We start from the raw sequence: 13,945 nt of genomic DNA on the forward strand, positions 1-13,945 counted from the left end.
AGACCCGCGATGAGACCGATCCTCACGCTGCGCCACTACACACATGACCTGATCGTCCACAGCCACGACCACGCGCAACTGGTGTTCGGGCTGTCGGGCGCGCTGGATTTCGAAGTCGACGGGCGTGGCAGCCAGGTGGTTCAGCAGAGTTTCGTGGTGGTTCCTTCCGGTTTCCACCATGCCTGCGGCAGCCGCGACGGCAGCCGCTGCCTGGTGCTGGATGTACCCGGCGATGAGTGGGTGACGCAGTGCCTGGGCGATCATGCCGATGCCAGCCGTCGCCTGCTTGACCACAGCGGGCGCCTGCCGCTGGATGCCGGGCAGAATCAGCTGGTCAACTGGCTGGCGAGCAGCCCCGTCAGCGATCCGCTGATTGCCCAGCAGGGCGCGGTGCTGTTGCTGGCCAGCCTCAACAGGAGCGAACCCGAGGTCAGCGGCGGACGGCGCCTGCCCTACGCCGCGCTCAATGCCCATATCGACGAGCACGCCGCCTATCCACTGCAAGTGGCTGACCTTGCGCGCATCACCGGCCTGTCCAGCGCCCGGCTGCATGCGCGATTCGTCGCCGAGTGCGGGCAGACCCCCATGGACTACATCCGTAGCCGCCGCCTGCACATGGCCGTGAACCTGTTGCGCACCTCGGCCCTGCCCATTGGCGAGATTGCCAACCGGGTTGGCTACGCTTCGCAAAGCGCCTTTTCAGCGGCGGTGCTGCGTGAGTTCGGTGCTTCGCCGGGCACCCTGCGACGCGAGTCTGGCAACAAATGACAGTAGTTTGGCGACAGACATGGCGGGCCGGACCGGGGTTAAATATCGCCACTGTGGTTTTGGCCACGCTCTACGTTTATCAAGGATCGCAATGACTCCCCGTACCGCCCTTGGCGCCTTGCACATCGGCGCCCTGATGTTTGGCCTGACCGGCGTGTTCGGCAAACTCGCCGCCGCTTCACCGGCCGTCATCGTCTTCGGTCGCGCCGCCTTCGCCGTGCTCGCGCTGTTCGTTTTCTCGCGTTTTGCCAGCCAGACGCGCTGGCAAAAACTGCGCGCCGTGGACGGGCGACGCCTGCTGCTCGGTGGCGTGCTGCTGGCCGGGCACTGGGTCAGTTTTTTCATCGCGGTAAAAGTGGCCGGTGTCGCCATTGCCACCCTGGGCTTCGCCAGTTTCCCCGCGTTCACCGTGATCCTGGAGGGGCTGATTTTCCGCGAGCGCATTCGCGCCAACGAGATCGTTCTGGTGGTGCTGGTGAGTATCGGGCTGGTGCTGGTCACGCCGGATTTCGACCTCGCCAGTGGCGCCACCACCGGGCTGCTGTGGGCAGTGGCTTCCGGCCTGTTGTTTTCGCTGCTGTCACTGACCAACCGCGCCGGCTCCGCCGCCGTTCCGCCGGTACAGGCGGCGCTGTGCCAGAACGTGGTGGTCGCGCTGTGCATGCTGCCGGTGGCCGCCCCTCAACTGGGTGACGTGCGCGCCATCGACTGGCTATGGATCAGTTTGCTTGGGCTATTCTGCACCGGCCTCGCGCACAGCCTGTTCGTTGCCAGCCTCGCGGTGATCAAGGCCCGCACCGCCGCCGTGGTGTTCGCCATGGAGCCGGTGTACGGCATCACCGTGGCCTGGCTGCTGTTCAACGAAAACCCGACGCTGCGCATGCTGGTCGGCGGCGCCTTGATCATCGTCGCGATTGTGGTGTCCAGCCGACTTTCAGGCGGCTCGAGCAGCAAAGCCGTGGCGGCCGAAGTCACGTCTCACTGAGTGCGGTCGTTGTGTCCGAGGTCGCGGTCCGGGTCAATCTGGTCACGGACCCGCTGCTTGAGCACCTTGGCTTCCGGGAAACCGCCGTCAGCCTTGCGCTCCCAGATCTGCACGTCGTTGCAAGCGATGTGAAACACCCCGCCCGTGCCCGGCACCAGCGACACCTTGCCCAGGTCGTCGCCAAAGGTGCTGAGCAGTTCCTGCGCCAACCAGGCGGCACGCAACAGCCATTGGCATTGCGTGCAATAGGTGATGACGATTTCCGGTTTTTGCATGTTCATGACGGGGCAGACTCCTGAGCCAGGGGGCGCCGCCATGATAGAGGCTCAGCGAATACCGGCCAACAGCGTCCGTGCGGTTTGCCTGAGGGGTTCGTCAGCCTCCCGGAGCAACTCGTTGAGCAGCTCGACGGCACTCTCCAGATCGCCATCATCGATGCAGGTCTGGGCCTGCTCCAGTTTGTCGGCATTGCTCGCCTCCGCCGGCCCGAGGTCCAGGGGTTCAAGTTCGAGCGAGGGGCCTTCATCACTGAAGCCATCGAGAAAATCGTCGTCCAGCGCCTGGGCATCGGGGTCGGCGATCCACTCCAGCTCGGGCTCTCCCAGGGTCGGCTCTTCCGGGCGTTCGAGCGGCAGCATGTGCAGGTTGGAAGCGAGTGCGGGGCCCGGCGTTTTTTCCGGGGGCGTGTCGCTCTCGAACGGGCTGACCAGATCCCAACTCGAATCCATCGACAGCGCCTCCAGGTTCAACTGGAACTCATCGCTGGCCGGCTGTTCGGCCGCTGGAGGTGTGACGGCAAGCGCTGCCGCCGGCGCCACTGGCGCCGCCGATTGGCTCAGTTTCGGGAAACGGGCACGCAGGTCCTGAAGCTGCTGAGCATCGAACCCGGCCTCGCGCAACTTGTTTTCCTGGGCATCGTAGGCGGCTTCGTCGCCCTGCTTGCCCAGCACTTCGAGCAATTGCACGGCAAGGTCCGTCCGTTGCGGCTCCTTGGCCAGGGCATCGCGCAACAGTCCCGCGGCCTCGGAAAACCGCCCGTAGGTCAGGTACAAGCTCACGCCTTCCAGCACATCGCCGGTCGGTGCGTCGTCATGATGCTCCTGAGCGGGCTTGAACAACGCGGTCTGCTGCACCGGTTGGAAAATCGCTTCAGGCACCCCGTCATCAAGCGTCGGCGGAACAGGCCCTTGTTCGGGCAATGCCTGGCCTAACTGACGCCTGCGACGCACGAACCACACCATCACCAACAGGCCGAGCAACACCAGCAAACCGGCGATCAGCAGCCAATTGACGCCCTCGGGCTCCTGAACCGCGACAGGCGCCGGCGCCACCGTTTCCGGTACGGCCACTGGCGTCGGCGCCGGCTTGACTTCCGCCAACCGGGTCTGCAGTTCGGTGATCTGTTTTTTCTGCTCGGCGATCTGTTGGTCCTGGCCCTGCAGTTTCGCGCTCAGCTCATCGACGGTTGTTTGCAGTTGCTGGTTTTGCAGCACGCTGGCGGCCAATTGCTCGGCCGCAGGCTCGGTGGCCGGGACGGCGGGCGGTGGGGTCGGGGTTGGGACAGGTTTTTTCGCGGCGGGCCGCGCAGTGGTGGCCGGGGTGACGCTCGGGAATGGCGAATTCGTGGAGCCGGTGGCCGGTTCCTCGGCCACCGGCACGATGCCCGGTGTACCCGGAGGGTCGATCAGCACCGTGTATTCGCGCACCACACGCCCGTTGGGCTGATTGAGTTGCACGAGAAATTCCAGGAAGGGTTCGTTGACCACCTTGCTGGAACTGACCCGGACCAGGCTGCGGTTACCGCGCAGGATCGGGGTGAACTTCAGGTCATTGAGAAAGAACACCCGTTCGACACCGGCGCGGCTGAATTCGTCGGCCGTCGCCAGGCTGACGGACAGGTCGCCCTCCTCCAGGCCCGCCGCATCTTCCAGGGCGATATCGGCACGAAACGGCTGATTCAACGCCGAATGCACGGTGATTTCCCCCAGCCCCAGCGCGGACGCCAATGACGAGTAAGCCACCACTCCACCGGCCAGCAGCAACCTGGCGCACCCTCGCAGTACTACGTGCCAACTCTCGAGCATGAGCATCCCTTAGATAACCAGAACCAACTGCGCGTGATCGCGTATCCGGTACGAACACGATATTGCCTACTAGTTCTTTATAGTCTGCTGGGCGGGGTATCTCAAAAAGATGACACCCGGTTTTGCCTCAGGATTTTTCCAGGTTGGCCAGGATGTGCCCGTGAACCCGCATGCACACCTTCAGGTCGGCTTCGTCGACCCCCTGAAACAGTTCGTGACGCAACTGGGTGGCGATGGTTTCGATCTGTTCGATCAGGGGACGGGCCGGGGCGCAGAGGACAATTTTTTTCGCCCGGCGGTCTTCCACCACAGACTGGCGTTGAACGAGCCCCTGGCTTTCCAGGCTGTCGAGCAGTCGGGCCAGGGTCGGCCCTTCGACGCCGACGCTTTGCGCCAGCTCCCGTTGGGTCGGCGCGGCGTCGAAACGGGCCAGGTGCAGCAGCACCAGCCAGCGCGCCTGGGACAAACCCAGGCCGGCCAGACGGCGGTCCAGTTCGGCCCGCCAGCCGCGGGACATCTGGGCCAGTTGCATGCCAAAGCGGTGTTGATCGGTTAACGGCATAAAACACTCATGATTAAACTGAAATAGATAAAACTAATTATTAGTCAGCTAAGCATGGCCTTTGGCTGGAGGCAAGGTTTGCTCTGTACTGAATCGTTACATCAGCACACCGTGATCGGGAATTGCGTATCAGATCTCGAATTCCGATTGCAGCGCCGCCCTGACGCAATACAACACACCCTCAGGCACGCGCCCGGCGAACAGCGCGGCAATCTCTGCCACCGGTGGTAATTCGCCCTCGCCGTCGAGAAACGCATCCTGCACCTCCCCCATCAGGTCCTCGGGGAGGTCCAGGGCCTGCTCCAGCGACAACTGCTGCTTGCCAATGGCTTCGGCGAGCAGGGTGTAGACGTTTTTTTCCGAACACTGAAGCTGGCCGGCAATCTGCAACGGTGTCATGCCGGCCCGGGCGAGCGTGATCAGTTCGTGACGCACATCGGCCACCACTTTCGGCGCCTCGACCTGACCGCCGAGCACTTCGAGGAAGGCTTCGCCGTAGCGCTCCAGCTTGCGCGCGCCGACGCCGCTGACCCGAGCCATTTCCGCCAGCGAAGTGGGCTGGCTGCGCAGCATTTCCAACAGCGTCGAATCGGGGAAAATGACGTAGGGCGGCACACCGTGCTCTTCGGCGAGCTTGCGGCGCAGGGCGCGCAGGGCTTCCCATTGCTCGCGCTCTTCGCCGCGCACCAGCTGGCTCGCCTGGCTCTTGCTGCTTTTCGCCGTGGTTTGCGGCTTGAGGTCACGGCGCAGTTCCAGGGTCACTTCACCCTTGAGCAGCGGTCGGCAACTGTCACTCAGGCGCAGGCCGCCGTAACCCTCAAGATCGATGTCGGCCAGGCCTCGCGCCACCAGTTGCCGGAACAGGGAACGCCACTCGCTTTCGCCCAGCGCCTTGCCGACACCGAACACCGACAGATGCTGATGACCGAAGCTACGGATCTTTTCGTTGTCCTTGCCCAGCAACACGTCCACCAGATGACCGACGCCGTAGCGCTGACCGGTGCGATAGATCGCCGACAGGGCCTGACGCGCCGGCTCGGTGGCGTCCCAGGTCTGCACGCCATCGACGCAGTTGTCACAGTGGCCGCACGGCTGGGGCATGTCTTCGTCGAAGTAGGCCAGCAACGTCTGACGGCGGCAGCGGGTCTCCTCGCAAAGCGAGAGCATCGCGTCGAGCTTGTGCTGCTCCAGACGCTTGTGACGCTCGTCGCCTTCGGAGTTCTGCAGCATCTGCTTGAGCATCACCACGTCTTGCAGGCCGTAGGCCATCCAGGCGTCCGCCGGCAAACCGTCACGGCCGCCGCGCCCGGTTTCCTGGTAGTAGGCTTCAAGGGATTTGGGCAGGTCCAGGTGCGCGACGAAACGCACGTTGGGCTTGTCGATGCCCATGCCGAACGCCACCGTGGCGACCATGATCAGGCCTTCCTCGTTGAGGAAACGCCTCTGGTGTTCGGACCGGGTTTCGTTGGCCAGGCCCGCGTGATACGGCAACGCTGGAAAGCCCTGCTCGCTGAGGAACACCGCCACTTCGTCGACTTTCTTGCGCGACAGGCAATAGACAATGCCGGCGTCACTGCGGCGCTCGGCGAGGAACGCCAGCAACTGCTTGCGCGGCTGCTCCTTGGGCACGATGCGGTAGAAAATGTTCGGCCGGTCGAAGCTGGAGAGAAAACGTTCGGCGTTCTGCAGGTGCAGGCGCTCGACGATTTCCTCGCGGGTGCGCTTGTCGGCCGTGGCCGTCAGGGCAATCCGCGGGACATGGGGAAACAACTCCGCCAGTTGCCCCAATTGCAGGTATTCGCGGCGGAAATCGTGGCCCCATTGCGACACGCAGTGCGCCTCGTCGATGGCAAACAGGGCGATTTCCAGGCTTTGCAGGAAGGCCAGCATGCGCGGCTGGACCAGGCGTTCGGGGGCGAGGTAGAGCATCTTCACCTCACCTCGCTTGATCCGCGCGGCGAGGTCGCGTTGCTGCTCGGCGCTCAGGGTGGAGTTCAACGAGGCGGCTGCCACCCCCAGTTCTTCGAGGGTCGCCACCTGATCGTCCATCAGCGCGATCAGCGGCGACACCACCACCGCCAGGCCTTCGCGCAACAGCGCCGGGACCTGGAAGCACAGGGACTTGCCGCCACCGGTAGGCATCAGCACCAGGGCGTCGCCGCCGCTGGCTACGCGCTCAATGATTGCACCCTGACGGCCACGGAAACTGTCGTAGCCGAAGATGTCCTTGAGGACGCGTTGAGCCTGTTCGAGCATAAAAACTCCAAAAATCACCAAAACATCCCTGCAAGGCTGGTGCAGAACCGCCACGGCGCACAGACAAATGGTCAGTGCGCATTGCATGACGCTTCACATTCCAGCCGCTCTGCCTGCAGGGGCATCACAAAACGCGGGAGTATACCCGAGGCCTTCCCTGCAAGGGGCGCCGCTGAGAAGAGCGACACCATTCAATACCTGGGTTGGATGGCGACGGGTCTGCCACGACCGCAAGCAGGCTCGCTCCCACGACGATTGCGGTGTTGTGGGGCAAATATGCCGCGCGGCTGGCCTGTGTGCTCAAGAAGGCCTAGAATTCCCGCATCTGTTTAATTCCCAAGGTAGTCCTTTAATGTCCTTCGCTGAGCAACTAACCCGCCTGCAAGTCTTCCTCGACGCCGATGAACTGCATGACGAGGCGCTGGACTACGTGGCCGCACATGGCTACCTCACGGCCCTGTCGATCTGTTCCGAACAGGTTCCCGACCGTGAATGGATCGATGCCCTGTTCGCCGAAGAGCCGCATTACGCCGACGACACCGAGCGTGAAGCGATCGAATCCACCCTGCTGGCCCTCAAGGCGCACATTGCCCGTCAACTGGCGTCCGACGAAGAATTCGAACTGCCCTGCGAGCTGGACCTGGGCGACGACCCGGACGACTCGGACCTGCGCGGCTGGTGCATCGGCTTCATGGAAGGCGTGTTCCTGCGCGAGGCGGCCTGGTTCGAAACCGCCGAAGAGGAAGTCAGCGAAATGCTCCTGCCAATCATGGTCGGTTCCGGCCTGTTCGACGAGCAGCCCGAGTTTTCCGACATCGCCGCCGATGCCAACCTGATGGACGACATGATCGTGCAGATCCCCGAAGCCCTGACCGCGCTGTACCTGCTGTGCAACGCGCCAGACGAAAAACCGGCGATCCTCAAGCCCCGTCACCACTAAGGTTCTGCCTGTGGACAACCCCATAGGCAACCGGCCCCTGATGTTGCGCTACGTGCTGCTGGCCGTCGGCTGGCTCAGCGTAGCGCTGGGGGTGATCGGGATCTTCCTGCCGGTGTTGCCCACCACGCCGTTCCTGCTGCTGGCGGCCGCCTGCTTCGCCCGCAGCTCGCCCCGCTTCTACAACTGGCTGGTGGAGCATCCACGGCTGGGTCCGTGGATTCGCGACTACCTCGACGGTAACGGCATTCCACTCAAGGGCAAGGTCTACGCCATCGGCCTGATGTGGATCAGCATCCTGTTTTCCTGCTACCTGGTGCCAATGCCCTGGGCCCGGGGTTTCATGCTGACGAGTGCGGTCCTGGTGACGGTGTACATCCTGCGGCAGAAGACCCTGCACAAGCCCTGAAATCCCCTCTATTCATGAAACGTTGGGAATCCGTCGTCCCACGGCGTATCCACTCATCGGAAACTCCTGAAAACCTGTTACTTCTGACAGTAGGCAACCCGGCGTTCCGAGGCCTTAAATCACTCCGTATCCCCACTTGAACGGAGTCATTGCCATGACCGCTTCCTCCTCGAGCAATCCTTCGCAGTCCCCCGACGATACCGAAGCCAGCATTCTACTGACGATCCTGCGAATCAATGATCCCGACGGCATCAACATCATTGGCCGCACGTTCTACAAAGCCTCGTACAAGATCATCGGCAATGGCGCAGAACCGAACCAGGACATCTTCGTGTACAACGTCAATGAGAAACTGGGCGAAGCCACCAGCGATAGTGTCGGCGCATGGGAAACGCCGATGCTCGATGTGAAGACGCTCGACTGCTACAACATCCGGGCCGTCGGTCAGTGGGGAACCGGACCGGTCGCCGCGCCGAAGAAATTTACCGCTGCCACCCTGACCCCGACCATCAACGAAGTACTCAGCGACGGCAAGCCGATTGCCGACAATGATTCAATTCGCGAAACCTCCGTGACCCTCAATGGCAACGCCGTGCCGAATCAGGATGTCGAGGCGTTCAATGGTGAGACCTCACTTGAAACGCAGCCCGCCAATGAATGCGGGAAATACTCGATAGAGCTGACGGGTCTGACGCCCGCCACCTACCGCATCAAGGTCAAGGGCAGCAACGACAACGAATCGACCGTTTTCAATTTCACCGTATTGGCTGCCATCGAGCTGGTCACCCTCGACCGAGTCACCGATGTTGACGGCAACGAGATTCCCAAAGGCAGCGCGACCACCAAGACCTCGCTGCGGGTCGAAGGCGCCGGTGAAAAGGGCGAAAAGATCGAAGTGTTCGACGGCAGCGACTCGCTGGGCGAGGCCACCGTGGACCCCGCGACCGGTCGTTATCAGCATCCGATCGGCCCGCTGACGCCCAAGGGCTACTCCCTCACCAGTGTTGCCCTTTACACCGACGGCGGCACTTCCGACCCGTACCCGTTGACCGTGGAAGTGAACAATGCGCCCTACGAGACCCGCGTCCATGATGCCAACGCAGAAATCGTCGATAACGGCAGCACCTCGTCAAGCTGGGTGAAAGTCAGCGGCAAGACCGAGCCGCTGGGTGCGGTCAAAATCAAGGTCAACGACACGGTCGGCAGCAAAACCGAAGAGGCCAACGATCAAGGGGCATGGGCCACGCTCATCACCTCCCTGCAAGTCGGCACCACCTATGTCGTCAGTGCGGTGGCCGCCGATGACGAAGACGCCGAGTCGAACAGCATCACCTTTACCCGCACGGCATGACGCGATCGATCAGATGCAGGCCCAACGAAAAAAATCGCTGATTCAGCGATTTTTTTCGTCCCGGGATTTACCACTGGTAGCTCACGCCAAACGTCGCCGCCACCGGTTGCTCGATGTCCTTGCCCTTGGCGTAATCCACGCCGACATCGAAGCGCAGTTTTTCCGACATCGAAATCGTGATCCCGGTGCCGACCTCGACACCGCTGCCGGACAGGTCGTTGTTGATCTGGTTGCCGTTGACCTGCACGTTGTCGTTGGAGGCAAATTCGTGAATCAGCGCCACACGCCCGTAGGGCCGCACGTGGGAGTCGCCCCACTGCAGGCTGCGTCCGGCGGTGACGCCCAGTTTGGTGCGCAGCGAATGGGTGCGGTCGCCTTGCGCTTCCATGCCGTTGTCCAGGCGATAGTCCTTGCCCTGGATCACCGCAGCGGACAACTGGGCAGAGGGTTTGGCGAACCAGTCATTGCCCAGGTCGATATGGCGACCGGCTTCGACCATCGCACTCACGGCGGAGTTGTCGTAGTCACCCTTGGCGCGCTTGCCATCGCTCATGGTGACCTTGGCTTCGTTGCGAAACCGGTTGAACTTCAGGGCGCCGTCGACGTAGTAGCCGGACTGCGGATCCATCCAGCCGAAATAAGGCCCGAAGTAGTAGCTGTCCACCGTGGCCGAGGTCCCGCGATCAAGGTCGAGGTCGGACTTGCTGTAGCCCGCCAGGACACCGACGCGCCAGAAGCTGTCGTCCAGCCGGGCGTCGGCCCCCATGGAAAACCCTTGCTGTTGCTGGGTATACCCGACCCCGGAAGAGCCCTGGTCAACGTTCCATTTGTTGGCGTAAGGGCGTACCCAGAGGCCGTAAAGGTGTTCGTTCGCCTGCAGTTCGCCCATGCGGTTTTCCAGCGCTTTCAACTCGCCATAGGACACGGTCATGGCCGTTTGATACAGCGCCGCCACCGACTTCGCACCGGCGCTGAGCTTGGTGGTCGGGCTGAGGAAATACTCGGTGCCGCCCGTGGCGCTGGCGCGTTCGACAAGGTCGTACTCGAAGGTGCCGACATCGACCCGACCGCCGAGCAGCGAGAACGCCGCCTGGTTGTTGTCGACCTGCACCAGCGTCAGTTCATGGGGCGAAGTGGCATCCTTGCCCGACGCCTCCACCGACAATTCATAGCTGCCGGTGGCGGTCCCGGCCTTGAGCAGGTCGCTTTCACCGGTGGCGAAGTTGCCCTTCATCTCGATGATGCCGCTGCCGTCCAGGTTCGTCACGTCCAGTTGACGAAACGCACGGGCCGCGCCGGCAGCGCCGAAGCTGACCTTGCCGTCGTTCAGCGACAAGGTGTCGATGCTGTCGTCGCCGACCATGGTCAGGCTCGAGCCACTGTTGAGGCTGAGGTTGCTGTTGTTCAGGCGGCCGGTGAAGGACGAGCCGTTGTTCAGCGTGACATTGGCGGTCGAGCCGTCCTCGCGCAGAATGTCGCCAACCATCGACCCGGCGTTGAACGAGAGGTCGACGTTGCTGTTTTCCAGCACTTGCACGTTGCCTTCCAGGGCACTGTTGACCACATTCATGCTGGCGGAGGAAGCGCCCTGGACCTTGAGCAGATTGCCGTCGCCGGCACGCAGCACCGAGTTGTTCTGCACCTGGATGGTGGCGCCCTGCACGCCGTCCTTGACCAGGATCGCCGGGCCGTTGCGCCCTTCGACGGTGGAGCCGTCCAGCAGCAAGGTGTTGACCCCGGGGCCACTGGCGTCGTTGGTCATTTGCACGCCGACGATGTCACCGCTGATCAACGAACCGGCCAGTGCGCTGACGTAACCGCCGCGGCTGTCCAGCCCGAGGCTGCCGCTATCGGTGCCGATCAGCTGGCTGTTGATCAGGGTCAAGGTGCTCAACCCGGTGACCAGGCCGCCGGTTTCACCGCCACGGAACTGGCTGTCGGTGGCCGTGACCGTCGAGCCCTGGGTCGCCGACGGATCGCGAGCGACCCACAACGCCTGGGCGTCGGCGGTCACGATGGCATTGCGGATATTGCCCTGGCCTTCCACGAACAGAATCCCGTGGCCGTCGGCATTGCCGTTGATGATGCCACCGTCAATGTTCAGGATCGATCCGCGATTGATGGTCAAACTCTGGGTGGTGGCGCCCAGCACATTGAGCACACCACCGTTGTTGACCACATAGTCGCTGAGCGGCTCGCCAGGACCGATCGTGACATCCTCGCCAGCGCCGATGATCACGGCAGCCAGGGCCGAAGGGCTGATCAGAAAAAACGCCGGCAACAAGGCCAGCGCTTTGAACGTGAAGGTACTCGCAGGTTTGTTTGACACCGGGATTTCGAAATTCATGGGTCTGTCCTTTTTCGTCTACTCGTCTCCTGCGAAGAAAGCGGAGAACGTTGAGGGATGCGGACGATACCTAGACGACCTACACACGGATGTAGGACTAATCTGAAGGCATAAGAAAAATCAGACGTAGGAAATCCACCAGATACAGGAATACCTATCCGGTGTATCCACACCGGATAGGCGTTTTGAACCTGGCGAACAGACATGCGCCGGTCAGGCTCAAGTTAGACAGGAATGGGATTGCTGATATCGCAGGTGCCCCCGCCAAAACTCATGTTGAGCCGCACGACAGCGCCCTTGGTAGGGACGAATTCGTCCTTGATCGTGACGTAATAGTCGACGCGGGCATACGCGTTGAGGGTCCTGAGCAAGAAAGCATAAGGGACGTAAAGATCGAAGCCGCTCGCCGCTTCGACTGCATCAGGTGTGTATTTTTTCTCGAAAAACGTTCCGTGAATGAGGTCCGTATCGATACCGGCAGGCGTGGGGTAACCGCCGTACTGCAGCGAGACTTCGTTATCTTGCAGCCGAGTGTCGCCAGGAATATGAACCACCCCGACCACATCGCCATTGGGCAGGCTGCGCAACGACTTGCAGATAAAGCCCACGAGAGGATTGGGGTCCATGTGCAGTAACCCCGCCTGCCCCAGCGTGATCGGAGTGATGTTGATGTCCGCGTTATCGTGGACTGACATGGCCTCGTTGGCGTTCAGGTCATGGGTGACCAGTACCGTCAACTGTGCAGAGGGATCGTTACCCACGGTATCCATCAGCCAGATCCAGTCGAACTTGAAGGAGATGGGGACTGCCGGGTCCGGAGCAGGGCCAGTCAATGGATACACCCAAACCCCATTTGGCCGCGGCGCTGGATGAGAATTGATTAAAAATTGTGCCGTATCGCCTGCTTTGAAACGCGGGTGATAGGGCAGAAATCCGTCGACCGGTCGATTACTTTGCTTGTCGGCAGCCGTCAGTACATTTCTATCCGTGCTGACCGGCCCCTGGATCCATGGTCGCTGCAGCGTCACATCCGGCGGGTCGGGATTGTTCGGATCGAAAGGTGCTGCGGGCTTGCGCACATCCAGCCAGACTTGTCTGGTAATCGGGGTTTTCGGGAAGTAATAGTCGCCGCGCTTGATCCGGTAACCCAGCTCGACCTGCCTCCTGCCTTCGCCCTGGAGCAGCAGGGATGTATTAAGCAGCTTGTGCTGGAACGGGAAGCCGGCGATGGGTTCCTCTTTTTGATCGACACCATCGATCGAGATCACCATTCGGTCCAACGCAGTGTTGAAGTTCGGAATCAGGTTTTTCAGGCCGGCCGTTACACCATCAACCAACTGGTTGACTTCGAGCGTGTCGGTGTTCTCATCCTGAATCTGCGGAACATCCAGTGGCTCAGCCACAACGGGTCTGAGGTCTCTGGATATAAAGACGGGCGTCTCGTCCGAGGAATCGGCCGCGACCCCCGGATAACTGACCGCCTCACAGAAGAAAATATAATTCCCGTTACGATTGCCGACGTGAGCAGCAGTGAGCTCGAAGGTGATCGGGCTCCCTATATTGCCTTCATCAAAGGTTATCGACCCCACTTCAGCCTTGACAATTTTGTCCTGGCCGATGAAACACTTGAGGGTGTCACCCAACCGTTTGTTCGAGTAATCGGGATAGGTCAAGGTGATGGTTTTTCCGTTTTCGAAATCCTCCGGGCCGATGCCCGCATCGATAACCGATTGCGGTACAACGATCTTGGTGTCGAGCACCGGCTTCGCGAAATCGACCATGTACTCGAATGTACCGACCGTAGGCGCCGCATTACCGCCAAAAATCCAGGTGTAGCTGATTTTGCGCAACCCTGGATTGTCCTTGGTTGCCAGGTGCAAGGTCATCGGGATCGGCGGTGGCGGGTTGAGGGGGGTTACCTGGCTGAACTCATAAGTGATGGCGTCTGGGGTCCCGTCGACTGTCATGCGGGCTTCACACAGGGTCGCGATGGGATGATCCCATTCAGGAAAGGTTGGAATCTTCCAATCCTGGGGTTTGCCCGCATAGGCAAAAGGCAGGTAATGCGGACCGTCCTGAACCAAAGGGTCCAAAAGTTTATTGGTATCCGCAGGGGTAGGCATTTCCTTATCCGCCAGGAGAATGCTGGTGCGATAGTCCATGTAGCGCGTGCGTTTGTCGGCACTGGGAAGGCGTTCTTCTTTTGACATTTTCCATACTCCGTGAAGTCGAGCGTTATCGCTCCG

At 61.4% G+C, this 13,945-nt stretch carries 11 protein-coding genes; 5 read left to right on the forward strand and 6 right to left on the reverse strand.

The features are described 5' to 3' along the window. Positions 1–9 precede the first annotated feature (9 nt). Positions 10–768 (forward strand): helix-turn-helix transcriptional regulator, encoded by a 759-nt coding sequence (locus IB249_RS03920; protein ID WP_192302190.1) that lies wholly within the window; start codon positions 10–12, stop codon positions 766–768. 91 nt (positions 769–859) lie between these two features. Then, positions 860–1,753 carry a DMT family transporter gene (locus tag IB249_RS03925; protein ID WP_192302191.1) on the forward strand — a complete coding sequence of 298 codons (894 nt, stop codon included), beginning with the start codon at positions 860–862 and terminating at the stop codon, positions 1,751–1,753. Here IB249_RS03925 and IB249_RS03930 read toward each other — a convergent pair. The 4 genes from IB249_RS03930 to recQ form a co-directional block, all read right to left on the reverse strand. Continuing rightward, positions 1,747–2,034, reverse strand: a complete 288-nt coding sequence (locus IB249_RS03930; RefSeq protein ID WP_192302192.1) for a SelT/SelW/SelH family protein — start codon at positions 2,032–2,034, stop codon at positions 1,747–1,749. The genes IB249_RS03925 and IB249_RS03930 overlap by 7 nt on opposite strands. A 45-nt stretch (positions 2,035–2,079) precedes the next feature. Beyond that, complete coding sequence (locus IB249_RS03935; RefSeq protein WP_192302193.1) at positions 2,080–3,837, reverse strand: FimV/HubP family polar landmark protein; 1,758 nt, start codon at positions 3,835–3,837, stop codon at positions 2,080–2,082. Positions 3,838–3,964: 127 nt separating this feature from the next. Continuing rightward, positions 3,965–4,399, reverse strand: a complete 435-nt coding sequence (locus tag IB249_RS03940; protein ID WP_192302194.1) for a MarR family transcriptional regulator — start codon at positions 4,397–4,399, stop codon at positions 3,965–3,967. Positions 4,400–4,528: 129 nt separating this feature from the next. After that, positions 4,529–6,655 (reverse strand): DNA helicase RecQ, encoded by a 2,127-nt coding sequence (gene recQ / locus IB249_RS03945; protein WP_192302195.1) that lies wholly within the window; start codon positions 6,653–6,655, stop codon positions 4,529–4,531. 352 nt (positions 6,656–7,007) lie between these two features. Between recQ and IB249_RS03950 the strand changes: the two genes are divergently transcribed. The 3 genes from IB249_RS03950 to IB249_RS03960 all read left to right on the forward strand — a co-directional run bounded on the left by IB249_RS03950 (position 7,008) and on the right by IB249_RS03960 (position 9,352). After that, positions 7,008–7,595, forward strand: a complete 588-nt coding sequence (locus tag IB249_RS03950) for a YecA family protein (RefSeq protein ID WP_192302196.1) — start codon at positions 7,008–7,010, stop codon at positions 7,593–7,595. Positions 7,596–7,635: 40 nt separating this feature from the next. Continuing rightward, positions 7,636–8,001 carry a YbaN family protein gene (locus IB249_RS03955; RefSeq protein WP_192302845.1) on the forward strand — a complete coding sequence of 122 codons (366 nt, stop codon included), beginning with the start codon at positions 7,636–7,638 and terminating at the stop codon, positions 7,999–8,001. Between the two features lie 154 nt (positions 8,002–8,155). Then, positions 8,156–9,352 carry a hypothetical protein gene (locus IB249_RS03960; RefSeq protein WP_192302197.1) on the forward strand — a complete coding sequence of 399 codons (1,197 nt, stop codon included), beginning with the start codon at positions 8,156–8,158 and terminating at the stop codon, positions 9,350–9,352. Positions 9,353–9,419: 67 nt separating this feature from the next. On the opposite strand, the gene IB249_RS03965 is transcribed toward IB249_RS03960, so the two are convergent. Further along, positions 9,420–11,699, reverse strand: coding sequence for an autotransporter outer membrane beta-barrel domain-containing protein (locus IB249_RS03965; protein WP_192302198.1), 2,280 nt, complete (start codon positions 11,697–11,699; stop codon positions 9,420–9,422). 224 nt (positions 11,700–11,923) lie between these two features. Then, complete coding sequence (locus IB249_RS03970) at positions 11,924–13,909, reverse strand: hypothetical protein (protein WP_192302199.1); 1,986 nt, start codon at positions 13,907–13,909, stop codon at positions 11,924–11,926. Positions 13,910–13,945 lie beyond the last annotated feature (36 nt).

This window comes from Pseudomonas sp. PDM04 (assembly GCF_014851765.1).
Taxonomy (GTDB): domain Bacteria; phylum Pseudomonadota; class Gammaproteobacteria; order Pseudomonadales; family Pseudomonadaceae; genus Aquipseudomonas.

Bases quoted from the DNA above. Each gene is read 5' to 3' on its own strand.
- IB249_RS03940 (WP_192302194.1), bottom strand. From the start codon at position 4,399: ATGCCGTTAACCGATCAACACCGCTTTGGCATGCAACTGGCCCAGATG.
- IB249_RS03920 (WP_192302190.1), top strand. From the start codon at position 10: ATGAGACCGATCCTCACGCTGCGCCACTACACACATGACCTGATCGTC.
- IB249_RS03930 (WP_192302192.1), bottom strand. From the start codon at position 2,034: ATGAACATGCAAAAACCGGAAATCGTCATCACCTATTGCACGCAATGC.
- IB249_RS03955 (WP_192302845.1), top strand. From the start codon at position 7,636: ATGTTGCGCTACGTGCTGCTGGCCGTCGGCTGGCTCAGCGTAGCGCTG.
- IB249_RS03960 (WP_192302197.1), top strand. From the start codon at position 8,156: ATGACCGCTTCCTCCTCGAGCAATCCTTCGCAGTCCCCCGACGATACC.
- recQ (WP_192302195.1), bottom strand. From the start codon at position 6,655: ATGCTCGAACAGGCTCAACGCGTCCTCAAGGACATCTTCGGCTACGAC.
- IB249_RS03950 (WP_192302196.1), top strand. From the start codon at position 7,008: ATGTCCTTCGCTGAGCAACTAACCCGCCTGCAAGTCTTCCTCGACGCC.
- IB249_RS03935 (WP_192302193.1), bottom strand. From the start codon at position 3,837: ATGCTCGAGAGTTGGCACGTAGTACTGCGAGGGTGCGCCAGGTTGCTG.
- IB249_RS03925 (WP_192302191.1), top strand. From the start codon at position 860: ATGACTCCCCGTACCGCCCTTGGCGCCTTGCACATCGGCGCCCTGATG.
- IB249_RS03965 (WP_192302198.1), bottom strand. From the start codon at position 11,699: ATGAATTTCGAAATCCCGGTGTCAAACAAACCTGCGAGTACCTTCACG.
- IB249_RS03970 (WP_192302199.1), bottom strand. From the start codon at position 13,909: ATGTCAAAAGAAGAACGCCTTCCCAGTGCCGACAAACGCACGCGCTAC.